Here is a 21,801-nt window from a genome sequence, read left to right as displayed (position 1 = left end):
CACGAGGGGGGAACATCTGATCTCCCCCCATGTGGGGGAGATGTCCGGCAGGACAGAGGGGGGCGCGAAGGAATGAGACTTGCGATCTCTTCCGCTACCCCTTCTCCGCCGTGCCGTCCAGATACTGCGTCAGCGCACAGACTAGGTGGTAGAAGATGCTGGCCGGCACGTCGGTCGCCAGCGAGCGGCCGCGCTCGTCGATGCGGTCGATCCACAGGCCGAGCGGCGCCGGGTCTATGTGCCAGCGGAACAGGCGGCCGACGCGCGCTTCGATCTCGGGCTTGAGGTCCGGCCCGCCCGAGCCGTCGAGCGCGATCGCCGCCTTGATCGCCTCGGCCTGCGGCCAGCTTCGCGAGACCGTGTCGAGCGGCAGGCCCTGGCGCGAGACCGCGCCATAGGCGAGGCCGGTGGCGCGGTTGAGGCCGTTGGCAACGGCCGAGGCATAGAGCTTGCGGGCGAAGGCGGTGAGTTCGCCCTGGCCGCTGCGAGCGGCGAAATCGACCAGCAGCGAGGCCCATTCGAAATGATGGCCGGGTTCGGTCCAGCTCCGCTTCTCGCCTGCCGCCGGTTTCCAGCCGTCGTCGAAATATTCGCCCAGCGTCCAGCTCTCGGCATCGAAGAAATGGCTGCGGAAAAGATCGATGATGCGCGCCGCGCGGCGCAGATATACGCGCTCGCCCGTCGCCTTGTGCCAGGCGAGGAAGGCCTCGAGCAGATGCATGTGCGGATTGGAGCGCCGTTCCTCCGCGCCGTCTGAGGTTTCCAGAAAGCCGGTCAGGCGGGCATCTTCCAGATGCGCGTCGAGGAAGGCGAATGTCTCCCCTGCGAGCCGCAACGCGTCGGGATGGCCCGACATATGGGCGTGGGCGAGCGCCAGAAGCACGCAGGAATGGTCGTAGGCATCCTCGACCGGATCGGCGATCGAGCCGTCGATGTTGAGCGTGCGCACCCAGCCGCCGCGCTTCGTGCGGCCCTGCCCCGCCATGAAGTCGATGCCGTGCGCGATCAGCCGGTCGGCCGGGCCGTCCCAGCCGCGCTCCTTGGCGACCGCGAAGGCATAGACCTGACGCGCCTGCGTGCGCATGCGCTTGGGTTTCATCAGCGGCGCGGCGTCGAAGCCCAGCGCCTCGTGGAAGCCGCCATGGCGTTCGTCGACGCCGACAGTCGACCACAGCGGCAGCGTCTCCTCGAACAGCCAGTGGCGCACGCGCCGCCGCCAGGCGCTGCTCTCGATGACGCGATCATGCGCCGGCGTGAACCTTGTTTCGAGCCGGCCGGATTTCTCCAATTGCTCGACGATCTTCTTGACGTGCTGGCTGTGGCTGACCGGCGCGACGAAGGTGGCATCGGCCGTGGAGACGATCGCCACGTCTTTCATGCCGATGGCCGACAGCAGCCGACCCTCGCTGCGGATATAGGAGTTCTCGCAATCGATGGCGACGACGTCTCCAACGATGACGTTGCCGCCCTTGTCGGACGGGCCGACATCGAGCAGCGACTGCCAGGAGCCGAGATCGTTCCAGCGGAAGCCGGCGGGCACCATGGCGATGTGTTTCGCGCGCTCCATGATGGCGTAGTCGATCGAGGTCGACGGGATGGCGGAATAGAGTTCCAGCGGCATGTAGAGACCGGACAGATCGCTGGTCGCAGCCTTGTAGGCGGCTTCCGTCGCCTGCCAGATTCTCGGCTCATGGGCCGCGAAGGCGTCGCGCATGGCGCCGGCGCGGAACAGGAAGATGCCGGTGTTCCAGTAGAAGCTGCCGGCGTCGACATAGGCCTGCGCGGTGGCGAGATCCGGCTTCTCGACGAAGCGCGAGACGTCGAAGACGCCGTCCTGGCCGGCCCCGACCTCGATATAGCCGTAGCCGGTCTCGGGCTGTGTCGGTTTCAGGCCGAACACCACGAGCCGGCCGGCATTTGCCGCGGCAGCGCCCGCCTCGATGCTTTGCCAGAACTGGCCAGGCGTCGATATCTCGTGATCCGACGGCACCACCAGCACCAGCTCGTCGCCATATTCGGAGAGCGTGCGCAGGCTGGCCAGCGCCACGGCGGCGGCCGTGTTGCGGCCCGTCGGCTCGAACAGCGGTCCGCCGCCGGCCAGATCGATACCTGCAAGGTCGGCATGGACGCGCTCGGCGTGACGCTCCGCGGCGATCAGGAAGATCGGCGTCTCGCCTTGCGGGCGTGCCGCCAGCCGGCGCAAAGTCTTGGCCAGCATCGAACCGTCGCCCGAGAAATCGTGGAACTGCTTGGGATTGTCCTCGCGCGACAGCGGCCACAGCCGCGACCCGACGCCACCGCTCATGACGAAACTGACGATGCGCTGGCTCATAAACGACCCTGTCAAAAGTCCGGCTCCCATGGGTCGGACTTACGACAAAGCCTTTAAGCCGACCTTTACCTCACAACCAAATCCTATGCCATTCGGGCAAGCTTCGCGAAAGAAAGGAAATGCGACAGAAGGACTGCCATTGCCGCTTGCAGGATCGGAAAGCGGCAGCTATAAGCCCGCGGTCTGGTCACGGAGTGTAGCGCAGTCTGGTAGCGCACCTCGTTCGGGACGAGGGGGTCGCAGGTTCAAATCCTGCCACTCCGACCAGTTTCAAGCTTCCGAGAAATCCCCTGAAAGCCTTGCGCCACAACGGTTTGCGCCGCTTCGGTGATGGGAACAAGCAGAGAACATGGGACGACCGTGAGACCGTCTCACGTCTCACCTGAGACTTTGGGCGTTCTCCTGGCGTTCAGGCGACCTCGCGATGCAGCTTCTCGTCGATCTGTTGAGGCGCTGCATGGCCGCGTAAGGCAGCGTGAGGATGGGACTGTTGAGGCGGAGCCGCAGAGCGGCTAATTGAGGGAATGACGTTCAAGTTTATAGCCATTTCGATCGCGACGCTGCTTCTGGCAGGCTGCTCGTCGACCACCGCGTCGATCGGCCCGGCGAAATACGACAAAATGAACTGCCCCGAGCTCAACAATGCGGTCGGCGACACCGCGACCGATATTTCACGCACCGCAATCGCTCGCGGCAAGGTCGCCAGCACCAGCGTGCCGACATGGCTGCTCGGCGGCGAGCGCGTGAAGACGGCGGTCGCCAACCGCGAAGCCGCCCGGATCGAACGGCTGCAGCAACAGCAGCAGGCGATCGTCGCGACGCGGAACCAGAGGTGCCCGTCCTCGCAGTGAGGCGAGCGAGGCTAAGCTTACACGGCTTCAAGCGCTCATACGGAACCGTGCCGTATCGATCGCGGCGTTCATCAGCGTCTGGGTGTAGGCTTCGCGCGGATTGTCGAAGATTTCTTGCGTCGGACCTTCCTCGACAATCTTTCCCTGCTTCATGACGATGATGTAGTCGGCCATGGCACGGACCACCGCGAGGTCATGGCTGATGAAGAGGTAGGACAGCTCATGGTCGGCCTGCAGCTTGCGCAACAGCTCGACGATCTGCTTCTGCACGGAACGGTCGAGCGCCGAGGTCGGCTCGTCGAGCACCACCACTTTCGGCTTCAGGATCATGGCGCGGGCAATGGCGATGCGCTGGCGTTGGCCGCCGGAGAACTCGTGCGGGTAGCGGTTGCGCGCATTGGGATCGAGGCCGACCTCGCGCAACGCCTCGACGGCGCGCTGGTCGCGCTGCTTGCCGGTCAATGAGGGCTCGTGCACCAAAAGTCCCTCGGTGATCACTTGGCCGACGGTCATGCGGGGCGACAACGAGCCGAACGGATCCTGGAAGACCAGCTGCAATTCGCGCCTGAGCGGCCGCATCGCCTGGCGGTCCGCGTCCGAAATGTCGCGGTCGCCAAAGCGGATCACGCCGTCGCTGGGCAAGAGCCTGAGCAGCGCGCGGCCAAGCGTCGACTTGCCTGAACCGGACTCGCCGACGATGCCGATCGTCTGGTTACGCTTCAGCCGGATCGAGATCCTGTCCACCGCGCGCAGCATCAGCGGCTCGCCGCCAAGGAAGCCGCCGCCGATCTTGAAGACGACTTCGACATTGCGGCCTTCGAGCAGCACCGGCGCACTGGCGGGCGGCGCCGCCTTGGCGCCCGTCGGCTCGGCCGCCAGCAGCATCTTCGTGTAGGCATGCTGCGGATTGGCGAAGAGCGCTTCGGCATCGCCCTCCTCCACCACCTCGCCCAGGCGCATGACATAGACGCGGTCGGCGAAGCGGCGCACGATGCCGAGGTCGTGGGTGATGAAGACGATGGCCATGCCGAGCTTGCGCTGCAGTTCGGCAAGCAGCATCAGAATCTGCGCCTGGATGGTGACGTCGAGCGCCGTCGTCGGTTCGTCGGCGATCAGGATGTCCGGATCGTTGGCCAAGGCCATGGCGATCATGACGCGCTGGCGCTGGCCGCCCGACATCTCGTGCGGATAGGATTTCATCCGCCGTTCGGGATCTGGAATATGCACCAGCCTGAGCAATTTCAGCGCCTCTTCCCGCGCCGCGGCCGCGTTCAGCCCGCGGTGTCGACTGATCGGTTCCATCAGCTGGTTGCCGATGGTGTAGAGCGGGTCGAGCGAGGTCATCGGCTCCTGGAAGATCATGCTGATCTTGCGACCGCGCACCTGGTTCAGATCGCTCTTTGACATCGTCAGGAGATTGCGGCCACGATAGTCGACCTGGCCGGTCGCCTCGCCATTGGAGGAAAGCAGGCTCATCGCCGCCATCATCGTCTGGCTCTTGCCGGAACCGGATTCGCCAACGACGGCGACCGTCTCGCCGGCATTGACCTTGATGTTGATGCCCTTGACCGCCTCGACCGTGCCGTCGAGGGTCTGGAAGCGGACGCGCAGGTCCTTGACGCTGAGGATCGTTTCGGAGGCAGTCATCTCAGCGGTCCTTGGGATCGAGCGCGTCGCGCAGGCCGTCGCCGACGAAATTCAGGGCGAACAGCGTCGAGACGAGGAAGAAGGCCGGGAACAGAAGCAGCCAGTTGGCGTAACCGATGTTCTTGGCGCCGACCGAGATCAGCACGCCCCAGCTGGTCATCGGCTCCTGCACGCCTAGACCGAGAAAGGAGAGGAAGCTCTCCAGGATGATGACCTGCGGCACCAAGAGCGTCATGTAGATGACGACCGGGCCAAGCAAGTTGGGGATGACATGGCGCAACAGGATGCCGCGCTGGCCGACGCCCATGGCCTCCGCCGCCTGGACATATTCCTGCCTGCGGATCGACAGCGCCTGGCCGCGCACGATGCGCGCCATGTCGAGCCACAACACAGCGCCAACCGCCAGAAACATCAGCACGAAGTTGCGGCCGAAAAACACCACCAGCATGATGACGAAGAAGATGAACGGCAGCGAATAGAGCACGTCGACGATGCGCATCATCACCTCGTCGACCTTGCCGCCGGAGAATCCCGCGGTCGCGCCGTAGATGACGCCGATGACGCCGGCGACGACGCCGGCGAGCAGGCCGATGGCCAAAGAGATGCGTCCGGCCATCAGCGTGCGCGAAAGCAGGTCGCGGCCGGTGTTGTCGGTGCCGAAGAAGAAATATTGCTGCTTCACGGCCGAGCTCATCGTCACTTCGAGGCCATCGGGCGACTTGTTCTCGATCCTGGTGTCGTCGAAGGCGTCGGAGCGGTCGAGATAGCGGATGTTGCGGTCGTCGATCGGCTTGGTCGAGGTGACGGTGACGGTGACGCGATTGCCGTCCTGGTGCCATTCCTTGATGTCGGCGCGCATGCGCTTGATGGCATCGCCCAGGGCACCCTGGATCATGTCGGGTTTCGGATAGGCCGAAAGGCTCGGCGGCATGCGCACATAGTCGCCATAGATGGTGGTGTATGCATGCGGCACGACCCACGGACCGCAAATGCTGATGATGGCAATGAAGGCCAGGTAATAGAGGCTGAGCATCGCGGCGCGGTTGCGTTTGAGCCGCGCCCAGGCATTGCCCCAGAGCGAGCGGCCGACGATCGGCTCGGGTACGGCGACGGCGAGGTCAGTCATAGCGCACCCTCGGATCGACGACCGCATAGAGCAGGTCGACGATCAGGTTGAAGACGATGGTGAAGAGCGCAATCACCACCACGGTTCCCATGACAAGCGTGTAGTCGCGGTTGAGGGCGGCATCGACGAAGTAGCGGCCGACCCCGGGTATGGAGAAGATCGTCTCGACGATGATCGAGCCGGTCAACAGCGCCGCCGCCGCCGGGCCGGTGAAGGAGACGATCGGCAGCACGGCGCCGCGCAGCGCGTGCTTGACCACCACCGACCAGTCGGACAGGCCGAGCGCGCGGGCGGTGCGGATATGGTGCGAACGCAGGCTCTCGATCATGGAGCCGCGCATCAGGCGGGCGACGATGGCGATCTGCGGAAGAGCCAGCGTCAGCACCGGCCCGACCTTGTTGATCAAGGCGCCGTCGCCCCAGCCGCCGATCGGCAACAGCTTCCAGGACAGCCCGAAGACGAGCTGGATCACCGGCGCGATGACGAAGGTCGGGATGGTGCTGCCTGCCGTGGCCAAGGCGATCACTGAATAATCGCCTATCTTGTTCTGGTTGAGCGCGGCGATGGTGCCCAGGATCGAGCCCAGCAGCAGCGCCAGCACCAGAGCCGAGGTGCCGATCTGTATCGAGATCGGCAGGCCCTTGGCGAAGAGTTCGGTGACGGTGAAATCCGGCAAATTGTAGCTCGGGCCGAAACTGCCGCGCAAAAGATTGCCGAGATAGTGGACATATTGCAGCCAGAGCGGATCGTTGAGGCCGAACTGGGCTTCGAGATTGGCCCTGATCTCGGGGCTCAGGCCCCGCTCCTGGTTGAACGGGCCGCCTGGCGCGACGCGGATCAGGAAAAACGCCACCGTCACGATGACGAACAGCGTCGGGATGGCGGTCAACAGCCGCCGGAAGACATAACGCAGCATCGGCGCCCCGCTTCAGCCAGCGCGACAGGCTCTCCAGTCGAAGATCCGTGGCGCGCCGGCATCTCTGATCTTCGCACCGGGCAGCCCGAAAATCCAATCCGACTTTCGGCCCGGCACGACGACAGACCGCGACCGCCGCTCCCAAAAAGAGAGCGGCGGCACGGCCAAGGTTTCTTATCAGTCCTTGGAGATGAAGCGGGACGGATGGATGTCCATCACATTGTCGTCGAAGCCATGCAGCTTCGAGGAAACGATGTCGTGGTAACTGTAGTAGAGAAGCGGGATCTCGCCGACGTCGTCGACGAGGATGCGCTCGGCTGCGGCGAGGTCCTTCATGCGGTCCTCGGGCTTGCCGCCCGCGGCGGCCGCCTTGTCCATGGCGGCTTCATAGGCAGGGCTGTTGTAGTTCGAGTAGTTGTTGCCGCTCGCCTTACGCGAGATGCCGAGGAAGGTCTCGGGATCCTTGTAGTCGGCGATCCAGGCGGCACGGGCGACGTCGTAGTTACCCTTCTGCTCGAGGAAGCTGTAATGGGTCTTGGTGTCGGTGTTGAGCAGCGTCACCTCGACACCGAGCGGCTTCAGCTGTTCCTGGATGGCGACGGCCGTGTTCTTATGGTTCTCCGAGGTGTTGTAGCGGATCTCCATCTTCAACGGATGCTCGGGTGTATAGCCTAGCTTTTCCAGGATCTTCTTGGCCGCATCCTCGCGGTCGATCTGCGGCATGTCGGCGTATTTGGCCAGTGCCGGCGTGTAGCCCTCGATGCCCGGAGGCACCATCGAATATCCGGGCAGCATCGAGTTCTGCCAGACCTTCTCGGCGAGGAAGTCGCGGTCGATCGCCATCGAGATGGCATTGCGCAACTCGACATTGTCCCAAGGCGCCTTGTCGGTCTTGACCGCGTAATAATAAGTGCCGAGATACGGCCCGACACGGACCTGGTCGCCGAATTTGGTTTTGAGATCGGCGAGCTGTTCAGTCGGCAGGTCGCCATAGCTGTCTAGCTCGCCTGCCTCGAAACGCTTCATCGCCGACGAGCGATCCTCAGTCGGGATATAGTTGACCACGTCGAGCTTGACGCTCGCGGCGTCCCAGAACTTCGGGTTCTTGACCAATTTCATATGGTCGTTGGGAACCCACTCCGCCAGCGTATAGGCGCCATTGGAGACCAGCTTGCCCGGCTTGATCCAGTCGGCGCCGAGCTTGTCCATGGACGCCTTGTTGACCGGATAGGTCGCCTGGTGGGTCAGCATCTCCAGGAAATAGGGCGTCGGAGCCTTCAGCGTGACTTCAAGCGTGTTGGCGTCGATCGCCTTCACGCCCATATCCTCGGCCTTGCCTTTCTTGGTGTTGAAATCCTCGGCGCCCTTCACCGGATAGAGCATCGAGGCGTATTCTGCAGCGGTGGCCGGATCTTCCAGTCGATGGAACGAAAAGACGAAGTCGTCGGCCGTCACCGGGGTGCCGTCCGACCAGAGGCCGTCCTTGCGCAGCTTGAAGGTGTAGACGGTGCCGTCATCCGACACCGTCCAGCTTTCGGCGGCGCCCGGAATGAGGTTCGTCTTCTGGTCATGCATGACGAGGCCCTGGAACAGGTCGCGTATGATATCGGCTTCGTAGACCGTCGACGTCTTGTGCGGATCGACCGTCTCCGCCTCGGCGGCGGCGCCGCGGTTGTAGACGGTCTCGGCGAAGGCAGGCGTGTAGAATGTGCCGGCGGCCAAGGCCAATGTGGTGGCGAACACCGTCGCCTTCAGCATGTCTTTCAGCATGAAGTTTCTCCCTGTCGGCGCAGCCCCTCAGCCGCGCCTTCTTAAGTTTTGACACCTCGGAACCGTTGAAACGGCCCCGTTTCAGGCGCGCCGCCGGTTCCTTCCGGCGGCTGGTGGCAGGAGACTAGACAGAGCGAAATCTTATTTCAACCATTGCCTGCTTGACGCAAAGTGAGCGCCATAACGCTAAAACAGCGAAACCTAAAGCTTAGAGCTTGCTTTCAACTTGGCACACCTGCCGGTTGTTCCAGCTGTTTTCTGTTTTTGCAGGCGGCCTTTGGCATTCTCCGCGCCATGCTGAAGAACCGAAAATTGCTTGTTCCGTGGTCTCGTTTCCGGGCTGACGCCACGGGCACGTCGGCAATCGAATTTGCCATGCTGGCGCCGGTCTTCATCCTGCTTCTGCTCGGCATGGTTGCATATGGGATTTATTTCGGCGCCAGCCATTCGGTGCAGCAGATCGCCGCCGACGCGGCGCGCACCGCGATTGCCGGCCTCAACCAGACCGAGCGGCAGGCGCTGGTTACCGATTTCATCACTCACGATGTCTCGGGTTATCCGTTCGTCGACGCCAACAAGCTGACCGTCAACGCGCAGGACAGCGCCGTCGACGGCAGCCAGTTCGTCGTCTCGGTCACCTACGATGCGCGCAACCTGCCGATCTGGAACCTGTTTCGGACGCTGCCGCTGCCGGGCACGACGATCCAACGTCAATCGACGATCCGCGTCGGAGGCATATGATGCCGATCAAGGGGGGATTGATGGCGGCGACGCGACGGCTGCTCGCCGACCGGAGCGCGAATTTCGCCGTCATGACCGCGCTGTGCACGCCGGTGGCGCTGGCGCTGACCGCCTTCGCGATCGACGAAGGTTCCCTTTACAACGAGCGCCGCGCCGCGCAGTCGATCGTCGACCTTGCCGCCATCACCGCGGCCTCGAACATCACCAACGCCCAGCAGGCGGTGCTGACCGCGCTCAGCGACAACGGCATCACCTCGGTCGCCGTGCAGCGACAGGGCACGACGGTGGCGCCGACCGCCAGCAAGGCCGTCGTCCAGGTCGTGCCGGGTCGCTACACGGGCATCAGCACCATTGCCGCCGGCAGCCGTTTCGAGGCGGGCAAGCTGCCCTACAATGCGGTCCAGGTAACGCTCAAGAAGCAGGGTACGCTTTATTTCGCCGGCTCGATCATGGCGCCGCCCACTCTCGGCACGACCGCTATCGCCAGCGCGCAGCCGCAGGCGGCTTTTTCGGTCGGCTCGCGGCTCGCCAGCCTCAATGGCGGCATTCTCAACGCGCTTCTCGGCGGCCTTCTCGGCGGCAACATCTCGCTCAGCGTGATGGACTACAATTCACTGGTGTCGGCCGATGTCGACGTTCTTTCGTTCACCGATGCTCTGGCGACGCAACTGCATCTGACCGGCGTTTCCTACAACGACGTGCTCGCCTCCAAAGCAACGATCGGCCAGATCGCCACGGCAATGGCCAATGTGCCGGGGCTCGACCGCACAGCCAAACTCGCTCTGCAGACCATGGCCTCCAGCGCCACCAATACGGTCAGGATACCGCTCAGCACCCTCATCGATCTCGGCTCCGTCGGCGATCTCGGCATCGGGCAAAAGCCGGCCGGCCTCAACGTGACAGCCAGCGCGCTCAGCATGCTCACCGCGGCTGCCGCTCTGGCCAATGGCACGAATCAGGTCGCGGTCAATCTCGGCGCCACCATACCGGGGCTGGCATCGACGACGCTTGCGATCGCCATCGGCGAGCCGATGCAGAACTCGGCTTGGCTGGCGGTGGGAGAAGCCGGCACCGTGGTGCGCACGGCGCAGACCCGCATCAAGCTCAACGCCGATGTCACTGTCGGCAATTCCAATCTCGGCGGCGGCACCAGTCTTGTCGCCGTCCACCTGCCACTCAATGTGGAAGTGGCCTATGCCGAAGCCAAGCTGACCGACATAACCTGCCCGACCGGGCCGTCGAGCATCAATGTCTCGATCGCCGCGCAGCCTGGCGTCGTCTCGGCGCATCTCGCCAACAGTAATGCCAGCGGCTTTGCCGACTTCGCCCAGCCGCAGTCCTTCTCCAACGCCGATATCGCGGACCTGAGGCTGTTGCTCATCCCGTTGCTGCAGGTGACAGGCTCGTCGGCCTTCTCGGTCACCAATATGGCGCCGACGAACCTGACCTTCAGCGCCACCGATATCGCCAACAAGACGATCAAGACGGTGTCGACGAAGAACCTGACGCAGTCGCTCACGACATCGCTGGTCAACAACCTGTCGCTTTCGATCAATGCGCTGGGGCTAGGCCTCAATGTGACCGCCCTGCTCGGCACGGTGAAACCGGCGGTAACGACGCTGCTTAACGGCGTGACCGCGCCGGTCGACAGCCTGGTCTACAACGTTCTCGGGGCACTTGGCGTCCGTGTCGGCGAGGCCGACGTCCGGGTGACCGGCGCGACGTGCGGGCGATCGGTGCTGGTGCAGTAGTCCGCTGTCAGCCAATCCTGCCGACGAAACTGCCCAGAGGCGGCAGCGCCAGCACGCTGTCCTCGACAACACCGGTAAGAAGGCTGGCGGCGTCAACGTCAAATGCCGCTATCTCGGCCTCGCCGATCTCCGTGGGCAGAGCCCAGCCTGTTGCCTCGGTCGAGAAATTGAAAACGCAAAGCAGCCTTTCGCCGTCGCGCTCACGGAGGAAAGCAAGCACATCGCCCTCGGCCTCGAGAAAGCGGATCGAGCCTTGGATCAGTGCCGGATGGCTCTTGCGCAAGGCGAGCATCGAGCGATAGGCGGCAAGCACCGACCGTTCCTCGCCATTCTGGACGTCGACTGCCCGGGCGCGATGCGCCTGTGGCACCGGTAGCCAGGGCTTGGCCGTGGAGAAGCCGCCATTGTCCGCCTCCGCCTGCCAGACCATCGGGGTGCGGCAACCGTCCCTGCCCTTCACGCCGGGCCAGAAGCGGATGCCGACGGGATCGCGCAGATCCTCATACGCTAGCTCCGCCTCCTCCAGCCCCAGTTCCTCGCCCTGATAGAGGCAGATCGAACCGCGCAGGCAGGCAAGCAGCGCGATCGAGAACTTCGCCACCGCGTCCGGGCTCTCGCCGGGCCGCGTCCAGCGGCTCACGTGGCGTACGACATCATGATTGGAAAAGGCCCAGCAGACCCAGCCGTCCGGGGCAGTCGTCTCGAACGCCTCGACGCAGCCGCGCACATGGGCGGCGGAAAATTGCGGGCTGAGCAAGTCGAACGTGTAGCACATCTGCAATTTGTCGCCGCCCGATACGTAGGCGGCGAGCGTCTGCAAGGAGCGCTCCTCGTCACCCACCTCGCCGACCGCGGCGCGGTCGGGATATTCGTCGAGCAGCGCGCGGAAGCGTTTCAGGAAGTCGAGGTTTTCGGGCCGCGTCTTGTCGAAAAGATGCTCCTGGAAGGCGTAGGTGCTGGTGGCGCCATTGGTGCCGGCGACACTTGCGGCCAAGGGCGGGTTGTCACGTAGCCAGCGGTCGTGGACATAGTAGTTGACCGTGTCCAGCCGGAAGCCGTCGACGCCGCGCTCCAGCCAGAAGCGCACGGTGTCCAAAAGCGCGTCCTGAACGTCCGGATTGTGGAAGTTCAGATCCGGCTGCGCGGCGAGGAAATTGTGCATATAGTATTGCCGGCGGGTAGCGTCCCATTCCCAGGCCGGCCCGCCGAACAGCGATTGCCAGTTGTTGGGCGCGCTGCCATCCGGCCTGGCGTCGGCCCAGACATACCAGTCGGCCTTGGCATTGTCGCGGCTGGCGCGGCTCTCGACGAACCATTCATGCTTGTCGGAAGAATGCGAGATCACCTGGTCGATGATGAGTTTCAGGCCGAGCCGATGCGCCTCGGCGAGTAGCACGTCGAAATCTTCCAGGCTGCCGAACATCGGATCGACGTCGCGATAGTCGGATACATCGTAGCCCATGTCGGCCATCGGCGACTTGAAGAAGGGCGACAGCCAGACGGCATCGACGCCGAGCGACGCGACATGGGCGAGCCGCGCGGTGATGCCCTTGAGGTCGCCGCTGCCGTCGCCGGTCGTGTCCTGGAAGGAGCGTGGGTAGACCTGATAGATGACGCAGCCACGCCACCATTCGCTCCCTTGCCCGGAATTTTCGGCAGCCATCACAAGCCCTTCCCGTTGCGCGATTGAGCGGCACGCCGCTCGATCATGAAATTGACGCTGCGGCCGGGCAGCGGCCGCGCAAGATCAACCGGCTGCGTCTCGATCGCCGGGCGCCACTCGTAGCCGTCCCGGACCGGCAAGGTGAAGACGCATTGGCGGCGGTCGCCATTGACCATGACGGCAAGGCGACTGCCTCCGCTATCGCCGAGCATCATGACGAGGCGATGTCGATCGGGATCGTTCCACTCCGTCTCGCCGAGCGGCGCGCCCGTCTCCGTCAGCCACTCGACATCCGCAATGGCCGAAGCATCGGCCGGCTTTCCGGTCAGGAAATGCGTGTCCGACAGCGCGGGAAAGGCACGACGCATTGCAGAGAGCGATGAGGCATATCGCTCCAACGCCTGATCGCGGCCGGCCCAGTCCAGCCAGGTGATGGCGTTGTCCTGCGCATAGGCGTTGTTGTTGCCTTTTTGCGTGCGACCGAACTCGTCGCCGGCGGTCAGCATGATGGTGCCGCGCGACGCGAAGAGTGTCGCCAGCAGCGCGCGCTGGTCGTCGAAGCGCGCCTTGGCAATCGCTGCGTCGTCCGTCTCGCCTTCGGCGCCGTTGTTCCATGATAAATTGTCGTTGTGGCCGTCGCGATTGTGCTCGCCATTGGCCTCATTGTGCTTGCGCTCGTAGGCGACGATGTCGGCCAGGGTCATGCCGTCATGCGCGGCGATGAAGTTGACCGTGCGGCTCGCCGGGTGGCCCTCCCTGCCGAACACATCGGAGGAACCCGCAAGCCGGGTGGCCAAGGCGCCGATCGCGCCGGTATCGCCGCGCCAGAAGCGCCTGGCATCGTCGCGGTAGCGATCGTTCCATTCCAGATATGGCGGCCGGAAATTGCCGAGCTGGTAGCCGTTCGGACCGATGTCCCATGGCTCGGCGATCAGCACGCGGTCGGCGAGCCCGGGATCGCCGGCAATGGCCCGAAGCAGCGGCGCTTCCGGGTCGAAGGCGCCGTCGACGCGGCCGAGCACCGGCGCCAGATCGAAGCGGAAGCCGTCGACGCCGGCCAAGCTGACGAAATGGCGGAGCGCGTCGAGTACCATCCGGCGCATCACCGGATGGTCGCAGGCGACAGTGTTGCCGGTGCCGGTGTCGTTGATCAGGCTGCCATCCGGCCGATGCCGGTAGTAAGCCAGCGCATCGAGCCCGCGCAGCGACAAAGTCGGCCCGAGCCGGTCGCTTTCGCCGGTGTGGTTGAAGACGAGGTCGAGGATGGTGCCGATGCCGGCCTGGCGCAGAGCGGCGACGGTGCCGCGCAGTTCCTTGAGACCGCCGGGCGCAAGGCGCGGATCGAGCGCCATGAAGGTGACGGGATTGTAGCCCCAGGCGTTGCCCAGCCCCAATGGCGGCAGATGCCGCTCGTCGATCGATGCGGTGACCGGCATCAATTCGACGGCCGACACACCGAGATGCTTCAGGTGCTCGACGACAGCCGGATGGGTGAGCGCCGCGATGGTGCCGCGCTGGGTTTCCGGCACGTCCGGATGCAGCTTGGTGAAGGAGCGGACATTGAGCTCGTAGATCAGCCCGCCTGGCCGGAACAGAGGCGGCTGGGGCGGCACCGGTTTGGGCAGCGAACGCGCAATCGCCTTCGGCATCAGCGGAGCGGTGTCGGCGCCTTCGTAGCGTTTGGCGGCAAGCCGCCAATGATATTGGTATGGACGATCGACCTCGACGGCATAGGGGTCGGCGAGAAGCTTGTTCGGGTCGAACCACAGGCCGCCCTCCGGCGCATAGTCGCCGTCGGCGCGGAAGCCGTAACGCGCGCCGTCGCGAAGGCCGGAGACAAGGAGCGCGTGCACGCCCCCGCCTTCGGGGTTGAGCTCCAGCCGGTCGGTTTCAAGCGCGCCGCTGTCGTCGAAAAGCGAGACCCACAGGCGTCTCGCCGATGACGACCAGGCGGCAAAGCGGATACCTTCGGGGGTGATGGTGGCGCCGAGGGTCATGCGAGCGCCTCCCCTTCTCCCCTTGTGGGAGAAGGTGGATCGGCGCGCAGCGCCGAGACGGATGAGGGGTGTTGGAAGAAATGAGGCGGCGGCGATGCGAGCGCCGGTTTGCGCCAAGCTGGAGCACCCCTCATCCGGCCGCTTCGCGGCCACCTTCTCCCACAAGGGGAGAAGGGGGAGTCGCGCCACACCACCCTCAAGTAATCACGCTCGGCTTGTTGCGGCCGGTGTGGCTCTTGATGCCGGCGATGTCGTCGGCGGCGGCGATCAAATCGGCGAGAGCTTCTTGCGTGTCGAGGTCGTGCCTTGCCTTGTCCGGCTCGTAGCGCTCGATATAGAGGCGCAGCGTCGCCCCTGACGTGCCGGTGCCGGAGAGGCGCAGCACGACGCGCGAGCCGCCCTCGAACAGGATGCGAATGCCCTGGTGCTCGCTGACCGAGCCGTCGACCGGGTCGTGATAGGCAAAATCGTCGGCCTTGGCGATCTTGAGGCCGCGCACGTTGGTGCCGGGCAGCGAGCCCAGCTTGGCGCGTAATTCGTCGACCAGCGCATTGGCGCGATCGCTCTCGACCTCCTCATAGTCGTGGCGCGAATAATAGTTGCGCCCGTAGGTCTCCCAGTGCCCGGTTACGATGTCCTTGCAGCTCTCGCCGCGCGCGGCGAGGATGTTGAGCCACAGAAGCACGGCCCACAGGCCATCCTTCTCGCGCACATGGTTGGAGCCGGTGCCGGCGCTTTCCTCGCCGCAGATGGTGGCCATGCCGGCATCGAGCAGGTTGCCGAAGAACTTCCAGCCGGTCGGCGTCTCATAGATGCCGATGCCGAGCTTTTCGGCGACGCGGTCGGCGGCGCCGCTGGTCGGCATGGAGCGGGCAATGCCTTTCAGGCCGTCCTTGTAGCCCGGCGCCAGTTTGGCATTGGCGGCAAGCATCGCCACCGAGTCCGACGGCGTGACGAAGATGCCTCTGCCGATGATCAGGTTGCGGTCGCCGTCACCATCCGAAGCCGCGCCGAAATCCGGCGCGTCCGGCCCCATCATCTCGTCGTAGAGATGCTTTGCGTGCACCAGGTTCGGGTCCGGGTGGTGGCCGCCGAAATCGGGCAGCGGCTTGAAGTTGCGGCAGGTGCCGTCCGGCGCGCCGAGCCGGCGTTCGAGGATCTCCTTGGCATAGGGGCCGGTCACCGCATGCATAGCGTCGAAGCGCATGCGGAAGCCCGACTTGAAGAGCTTCCTCAGCGCGTCGAAGTCGAACAGGCTTTCCATCAGTTCGGCGTAGTCCTTGACCGGGTCGCAGATCTCGACCGTCATGTCGCCGGCCTTGACGGTGCCGATGGTGTCGATGTCGATGGCGCCGATATCGGCGATCTTGAAGCTCTTGATCTCCTTCGACTTGGCAAAGATCGCGTCGGTGATCTTTTCCGGCGCCGGGCCGCCATTGCCGGCATTGTACTTGATGCCGAAATCCTCGTGCGGGCCGCCCGGATTGTGGCTGGCCGACAGGATGATGCCGCCGAAGGTCTTGTATTTGCGGATGATGTTGGAGGCGGCCGGCGTCGACAGAATCCCGCCCTGCCCGACCATCACCTTGCCGAAGCCGTTGCCGGCGGCGATGGCGATGGCCTTCTGGATGACCTCGCGGTTGTAGAAGCGGCCGTCGCCCCCGATCACCAGCGTCTTGCCCTGAAAACCGTCCAGCGCGTCGAAGATCGACTGGATGAAGTTCTCCGCATAGTGCTCCTGCTGGAACACCGGCACCTTCTTGCGCAAACCGGAGGTACCCGGCTTCTGGTCGGTATAGGGTTTGGTGGGGACGGTTTTGATCATGCCTCAGGCAGCCCTTTTTGAAAGCAGCAAGCGATAGAGTTCGACATATTTTTCGGCGCTCTTGTCCCAGGAGACATCGGCCTTCATGCCCTGGCGCTGGATCGAGGCCCAGGTCGCGGGCCGCGCATGCTGCTCGACCAGCCGCTGGATGGCATGGAGCATCGCGGCACCATTGTTGGGCGCGAACTGGAAGCCGGTGGCGACGCCGGCCGACAAGGCGGCCTCGTTGGCGTCGATGATGGTGTCGGCCAGACCGCCCGTCCTGGCGACGACCGGCACGCAGCCATAGCGCAGGCCATAGAGCTGAGTCAGCCCGCAAGGCTCGAAGCGCGAGGGGATGATGATGGCGTCGCAGCCGCCCTGCATGACGTGCGAAAGGTCTTCGTCGTAACCAACGACGACGCCGACGCGGCCGCGATGGCGGGCGGCGGCGGCGAGCAGCGTGCCTTCGAGGCCGGCGTCGCCGGAGCCGAGGATCGCCAGCCGCGCGCCGGCGGCGACGATGCCGTCGACGACCGCGGCGAGGATGTCCATGCCCTTCTGCCAGGTCAGCCGGCTGATGACGCAGACGATCGGGCTGCCATCCGCTTCCAGGCCGAAGCGCTCTTCGACCGCCTTGCGGTTCTTGCCGCGCGCCGCAAGCGTCTCGGCCGAATAATTGGCGACCAGATGCTTGTCGGTCTGCGGATTCCAGATGTCGACGTCGATGCCGTTGACGATGCCGTAGAGATCGGTGGAGCGCATGTTGATCAGCCCGTCGAGACCCATGCCGAATTCGGGCAAGCGGATTTCCTGCGCATAGGTTGGGCTGACCGTAGTGATGGCCCAGGCGGCTTGCAGGCCGGCCTTGAGAAAGCCGACGCCGCCATAATATTCGACGCCGTCGAGCTGCATCGCCACGCTCGGCAGGCCGAGCTCGCCGAAGATGCCGGCGCCGAACTGACCCTGGAAGGCGAGGTTGTGCACGGTGATCAGCGACGGCACGCCGACCGCCTTGCCGTAGCGCATATAGGCAAGCGTCATCGCCGACTGCCAGTCATGGGCATGCACGATGTCGGGCTGGTAACCGGAGATCGCGCCGCCGGCAATGTCGCCGCCGGCCTGGCTGAGCGCGGCGAAGCGGCGCCAGTTGTCCGGCCAGTCGGCGCCGGAGGCGGTGCCGTAAGGGCCGCCCTGACGATCGAAGAGGTGCGGTGCGTCCAAAACGAAGAGATCGAGATCGCCGATCCTGACGGCATGGATCGAAGCCTTAGCGCCCTGCAGCAGCGGGTATTGGTAGACCGCCTTCTTCTTGGCGAAGGCCGCCATCACCACGGGATAGCCGGGAACCAGAGTGCGCATCGCCACGCCCTTGCCGGCAAGCGCGATCGGCAAGGCGCCGGCGACGTCGGCAAGCCCGCCGGTCTTGATCAGCGGGAAGATTTCGGGCGTGACCGACAGAACCTGCATGCGCTCCACATTCCGATCTCAAGATGACAGCTCAAAGTGACAATCTGTTGATCTAGTCGTCAGCTTGCTGATCGACCCCCTCAGCTTGCTGATCGACCTGGCAGCTTGCCGATCGAGCCTATCAGGCCGACAGCTTGCCGATCGAGCCTACGGGGTCGACAATTTGTTTATCGACCCTACGGGGTCGAAAGCTTGTTGATCATGTCCTGCGTGATGAGGCAGATGCCCTTTTCCGAAACGCGAAAACGCTTGGCGTCGAGCGCCGGATCCTCGCCCACCACCAGTCCTTCCGGGATGTGGACGCCGTGATCGATGACGACGCGCTTGAGGCTCGCGTTGCGGCCGACCTGGACGTCGGGCAGCATCACCACTTCCTCGAGCTTGGAATAGGAATTGATGCGCGCGCCGGTGAAGATCAGGCTTCGGCGCAGCGAGGCGCCGGAAACGATGCAGTCGCCGGAGACCAGCGAGGAGATCGCCTCGCCGCGGCGGCCGTCCTCGTCATGCACGAACTTTGCAGGCGGCTTCAACTCGGCATAGGTCCAGATCGGCCAGTCGCGGTCGTAGAGGTCGAGCTCGGGCGTGATGTCGGTGAGGTCGATATTGGCTTCCCAATAGGCGTCCACCGTTCCGACGTCGCGCCAATAGGGTTCGGCCTCGTGCGAGGAACGCACGCAGGATTTTGCGAAGCGGTGGGCGATCGCCTTACCGTGCTCGACGATGTAAGGGATGATGTCCTTGCCGAAGTCCCGGCTGGAGCCGGGCTCGGCGGCGTCGCGGCGCAGCTGCTCCATCAGGAACTTGGTCTTGAAGACATAGATGCCCATCGAGGCCAGGGCGAATTCCGGCTTGTCCGGAATGCCGGGCGGATCGGCCGGCTTTTCGACGAAAGCGATGATGTTGTCCTTGTCATCGACATGCATGACGCCGAAGCCGGTCGCCTCCATGCGCGGCACTTCCAGGCAGCCGACGGTGACGTCGGCGCCGGCGTCGACATGCTGGCGCAGCATCAGCTCGTAATCCATCTTGTAGATGTGGTCGCCGGCGAGGATGACCATGTATTCAGGGCCGTAGGCCTCGATGATGTCGATGTTCTGGTAGACAGCGTCGGCCGTGCCTTCATACCACTGCGTTTCCGAGACGCGCTGCGATGCAGGCAGGATGTCGAAGCTTTCGTTTCGCTCGGGCCGCAGGAAGTTCCAGCCGCGCTGCAGGTGGCGGATCAGCGAGTGCGCCTTATACTGAGTGGCGACGCCGAGGCGGCGGATGCCGGAGTTGAGCGCATTGGAGAGGGCGAAATCGATAATGCGCGTCTTGCCGCCGAAATAGACCGCCGGCTTGGCGCGCCGGTCGGTCAGCTCCCTGAGGCGGCTGCCGCGGCCGCCGGCCAGCACATAGGCCATGGCATCGCGTGCCAGCGGCTGGGTTCTTCTGATCTCTGCCATTCTGTTACCCTCCCAAACAAGCTGCCCGGACTGTTGCAAGAGCAGGATGAGACATCATCTGCTTCAGTCCGTGACGAATTCCAGCATGATCGTCGACAGCGGCGGCAAAAGCATCGTCGCCGATACGCCGCCTCCTTCCCCGCTTGCCTCGACCGTGCCGCTATTGCCCATGCCGGAGCCGCCATAGACCTCGGCGTCGGTATTGATGATCTCGCGCCATTTTCCCGCCTTCGGCAGCGGCACGCGATAGTTCTCGCGCGGCACCGGCGTGAAATTGGAGATCACGGCGATCGAATTGCCGTCCGGCGCGCTGCGCAGCCAGGCGAAGACCGAATTGTCGCGGTCGTCGACGATCAGCCAGGAAAAACCCTCCGGCTCGCAGTCGCGCGCATGCAGCGCCGGGCGCGAACGATAGAGATAGTTCAGGTCGCGCACCGTCTGCCAGACGCCGCGGTGCGGCGCGAATTCGAGCAGGTCCCAGTCGAGCGCGCGTTCCTCGCTCCACTCGCGGCGCTGGGCGAATTCCTGGCCCATGAACAGGAGCTTCTTGCCGGGATAGCCCCACATGAAGGCGTAGTAGGCGCGCAGCGTGGCGAACTTCTGCCAGTCGTCGCCCGCCATCTTGTGGAGCAGCGTGCCTTTGCCGTGCACGACCTCGTCATGCGAAAGCGGCAGCACGAAATTTTCCGAGAAGGCGTAGACCAGGCCGAAGGTGATGTCGTTGTGATGGTGCTTGCGGAAGATCGGCTCCTTGGAGAGATACTCCAGCGTGTCGTGCATGAAGCCCATGTTCCACTTGAAGCCGAAGCCGAGGCCACCTTCATGCACGGGACGCGACACTTTCGGCCATGAGGTCGATTCCTCGGCGATCGTCATCACGCCGGGGTGGTGGCCGTAGACCTCCTTGTTCATCTTCTGCAGGAAGCTGACGGCCTGCAGGTTCTCGCGCCCGCCCTTCTCGTTGGGGATCCACTCGCCGGCCTTGCGCGAATAATCGAGGTAGAGCATCGAGGCGACCGCGTCGACGCGCAAGCCGTCGACATGGTATTTCTCGGCCCAGAACAGCGCGTTGTTGACCAGGAACGACACCACCTCGCGGCGGCCGAAATTGTAGATGGCCGTGTTCCAGTCCGGGTGGAAGCCCTGGCGCGGGTCGGCATGCTCGTAGAGCGCCGTGCCGTCGAAATGGACCAGGCCATGCTCGTCGACTGGGAAATGCGCCGGCACCCAGTCGAGGATGACGCCGACGCCGGCGCGGTGCGCGCCGTCGACGAAACGGGCGAAGCCGTCGGGGTCGCCGAAGCGGGCTGTCGGCGCATAAAGCCCGGTGGTCTGGTAGCCCCAGGATGGGTCGTAGGGGTGCTCCGAGATCGGCAGGAACTCGATATGGGTGAAGCCGGTGTCGACCACGTAGGGAATCAGCCGCGCGGCGAGTTCGTCCCAGGAGAGGAACGTGCCGTCGTCGCGGCGCTGCCAGGAGCCGGCATGGACCTCGTAGATCGAGATCGCCTCGCGCCGGGGATCGGCTTTCTGCCAATAGCCGCGATGCGCCTCGTCGCCCCATTGATGCGCCATGGGCGGCGCCGTCACCGAGGCGGTCGCCGGACGCAGTTCGGATTCGAAGGCGAACGGGTCGGCCTTGAGCGGCAGGCGCACGCCGTCGGGGCCGATGATCTCGAACTTATAGGGCTGGCCCGCGCCGAGATCTGGAATGAACAATTCCCAGATGCCGGTGTCCTTGCGGTCGCGCATGGTGTGTCGGCGGCCGTCCCATTCGTTAAAGGCGCCGACCACGGAGACGCGCCGTGCGTTGGGCGCCCAGACGGCGAAATGCACGCCGGTGGCGCCCTCGTGTTCGACGATGTGGGCGCCGAGCTTGTCGAAGAGCCTGAGATGCGAGCCTTCGGCCATGTAATAGTCGTCCATCGGACCGAGCACCGGGCCGAAGGAATAGGGATCGGTCAGCCACCAATCGCCGCCGGCATTCCTGGCGTGATAGCGCAGCGGCTGGCGCTTGCGGATCGAGACCTTGCCCTCGAAGAAGCCGGCGTCGTCGCGGCGGGAGAGCTCGCCGACCTCCTTTCCGGTCAGCGTGTAGGCCATGACGAATTCGGCGTTGGGCACGAAGCAGCGGGCGACGAAACCCTTGCCGGCTTCCTGCACGCCCAGGACCGCGAAAGGATCGCCATGCGTTCCGGCGACAATCGCCGCGACATCTCCGGCTGGCGCCAGTCCGTCCGGCCCGCTTGTCGCAGCGGTCGCGCGCGGCTTCCTCATCAAACGGTCGC

The 21,801-nt window shown here is 64.4% G+C and carries 14 protein-coding genes and 1 tRNA gene; 4 read left to right on the top strand and 11 right to left on the bottom strand.

Features of this window, described 5'->3' with window-relative positions; translation table 11 throughout:
- Nucleotides 1-94: 94 nt before the first annotated feature.
- On the bottom strand, nucleotides 95-2,332 hold the full coding sequence (locus FJ980_RS03800; RefSeq protein WP_140541610.1) for an AGE family epimerase/isomerase: 2,238 nt from the start codon (nucleotides 2,330-2,332) through the stop codon (nucleotides 95-97).
- Nucleotides 2,333-2,522: 190 nt separating this feature from the next.
- On the opposite strand from FJ980_RS03800, the gene FJ980_RS03795 reads away from it, so the two are divergent.
- Together FJ980_RS03795 and FJ980_RS03790 are read left to right on the top strand one after the other, a co-directional pair.
- Nucleotides 2,523-2,599 (top strand) — tRNA-Pro (locus tag FJ980_RS03795).
- Between the two features lie 257 nt (nucleotides 2,600-2,856).
- Nucleotides 2,857-3,183 carry a hypothetical protein gene (locus FJ980_RS03790; RefSeq protein WP_140541609.1) on the top strand — a complete coding sequence of 109 codons (327 nt, stop codon included), beginning with the start codon at nucleotides 2,857-2,859 and terminating at the stop codon, nucleotides 3,181-3,183.
- A gap of 27 nt (nucleotides 3,184-3,210) precedes the next feature.
- On the opposite strand, the gene FJ980_RS03785 is transcribed toward FJ980_RS03790, so the two are convergent.
- The 4 genes from FJ980_RS03785 to FJ980_RS03770 all read right to left on the bottom strand — a co-directional run bounded on the left by FJ980_RS03785 (nucleotide 3,211) and on the right by FJ980_RS03770 (nucleotide 8,642).
- Nucleotides 3,211-4,830: an ABC transporter ATP-binding protein gene (locus tag FJ980_RS03785; RefSeq protein ID WP_140541608.1), complete on the bottom strand. Its 1,620-nt coding sequence runs from the start codon at nucleotides 4,828-4,830 to the stop codon at nucleotides 3,211-3,213.
- Nucleotide 4,831: 1 nt separating this feature from the next.
- Nucleotides 4,832-5,956 (bottom strand): ABC transporter permease subunit, encoded by a 1,125-nt coding sequence (locus tag FJ980_RS03780; protein ID WP_140541607.1) that lies wholly within the window; start codon nucleotides 5,954-5,956, stop codon nucleotides 4,832-4,834.
- Nucleotides 5,949-6,872, bottom strand: a complete 924-nt coding sequence (locus tag FJ980_RS03775; RefSeq protein ID WP_140541606.1) for an ABC transporter permease subunit — start codon at nucleotides 6,870-6,872, stop codon at nucleotides 5,949-5,951. Before FJ980_RS03775 ends, FJ980_RS03780 begins: the two co-directional genes overlap by 8 nt.
- A 177-nt stretch (nucleotides 6,873-7,049) precedes the next feature.
- Nucleotides 7,050-8,642: a peptide ABC transporter substrate-binding protein gene (locus tag FJ980_RS03770; RefSeq protein ID WP_140541605.1), complete on the bottom strand. Its 1,593-nt coding sequence runs from the start codon at nucleotides 8,640-8,642 to the stop codon at nucleotides 7,050-7,052.
- Nucleotides 8,643-9,017: 375 nt separating this feature from the next.
- Here FJ980_RS03770 and FJ980_RS03765 point away from each other — a divergent pair, with 375 nt between their 5' ends.
- Both FJ980_RS03765 and FJ980_RS03760 read left to right on the top strand, forming a co-directional pair.
- Nucleotides 9,018-9,383 carry a TadE/TadG family type IV pilus assembly protein gene (locus FJ980_RS03765; protein ID WP_245340453.1) on the top strand — a complete coding sequence of 122 codons (366 nt, stop codon included), beginning with the start codon at nucleotides 9,018-9,020 and terminating at the stop codon, nucleotides 9,381-9,383.
- The gene (locus FJ980_RS03760) at nucleotides 9,380-11,134 is read left to right on the top strand and encodes a TadG family pilus assembly protein (protein ID WP_140541603.1); all 1,755 of its coding nucleotides are present in this window, start codon (nucleotides 9,380-9,382) and stop codon (nucleotides 11,132-11,134) included. Before FJ980_RS03765 ends, FJ980_RS03760 begins: the two co-directional genes overlap by 4 nt.
- A gap of 7 nt (nucleotides 11,135-11,141) precedes the next feature.
- Here FJ980_RS03760 and FJ980_RS03755 read toward each other — a convergent pair whose 3' ends face one another.
- The 6 genes from FJ980_RS03755 to glgB all read right to left on the bottom strand — a co-directional run bounded on the left by FJ980_RS03755 (nucleotide 11,142) and on the right by glgB (nucleotide 21,790).
- Entirely contained in the window at nucleotides 11,142-12,797 is a 1,656-nt protein-coding gene (locus tag FJ980_RS03755; protein WP_140541602.1) for an alpha-glucosidase family protein, read from the bottom strand.
- Nucleotides 12,797-14,794 (bottom strand): glycogen debranching protein GlgX, encoded by a 1,998-nt coding sequence (glgX, locus tag FJ980_RS03750; RefSeq protein WP_140541601.1) that lies wholly within the window; start codon nucleotides 14,792-14,794, stop codon nucleotides 12,797-12,799. Before glgX ends, FJ980_RS03755 begins: the two co-directional genes overlap by 1 nt.
- A gap of 196 nt (nucleotides 14,795-14,990) precedes the next feature.
- Entirely contained in the window at nucleotides 14,991-16,619 is a 1,629-nt protein-coding gene (locus tag FJ980_RS03745; RefSeq protein WP_140541600.1) for an alpha-D-glucose phosphate-specific phosphoglucomutase, read from the bottom strand.
- A gap of 3 nt (nucleotides 16,620-16,622) precedes the next feature.
- Nucleotides 16,623-18,068 (bottom strand): glycogen synthase GlgA, encoded by a 1,446-nt coding sequence (glgA, locus tag FJ980_RS03740; RefSeq protein ID WP_140541599.1) that lies wholly within the window; start codon nucleotides 18,066-18,068, stop codon nucleotides 16,623-16,625.
- Between the two features lie 176 nt (nucleotides 18,069-18,244).
- Complete coding sequence (glgC, locus tag FJ980_RS03735; protein WP_140541598.1) at nucleotides 18,245-19,513, bottom strand: glucose-1-phosphate adenylyltransferase; 1,269 nt, start codon at nucleotides 19,511-19,513, stop codon at nucleotides 18,245-18,247.
- A gap of 63 nt (nucleotides 19,514-19,576) precedes the next feature.
- A complete protein-coding gene (gene glgB, locus FJ980_RS03730; RefSeq protein WP_140541616.1) occupies nucleotides 19,577-21,790 on the bottom strand; it encodes a 1,4-alpha-glucan branching protein GlgB in 2,214 nt (737 codons plus the stop codon).
- Nucleotides 21,791-21,801: the final 11 nt, after the last annotated feature.

This window comes from Mesorhizobium sp. B1-1-5, from assembly GCF_006443065.1.
Taxonomy (GTDB): Bacteria; Pseudomonadota; Alphaproteobacteria; order Rhizobiales; family Rhizobiaceae; genus Mesorhizobium.
The sequence above is the reverse complement of the archived record's forward strand: the minus strand, read 5'-3'. Positions and strand labels throughout refer to the sequence as shown.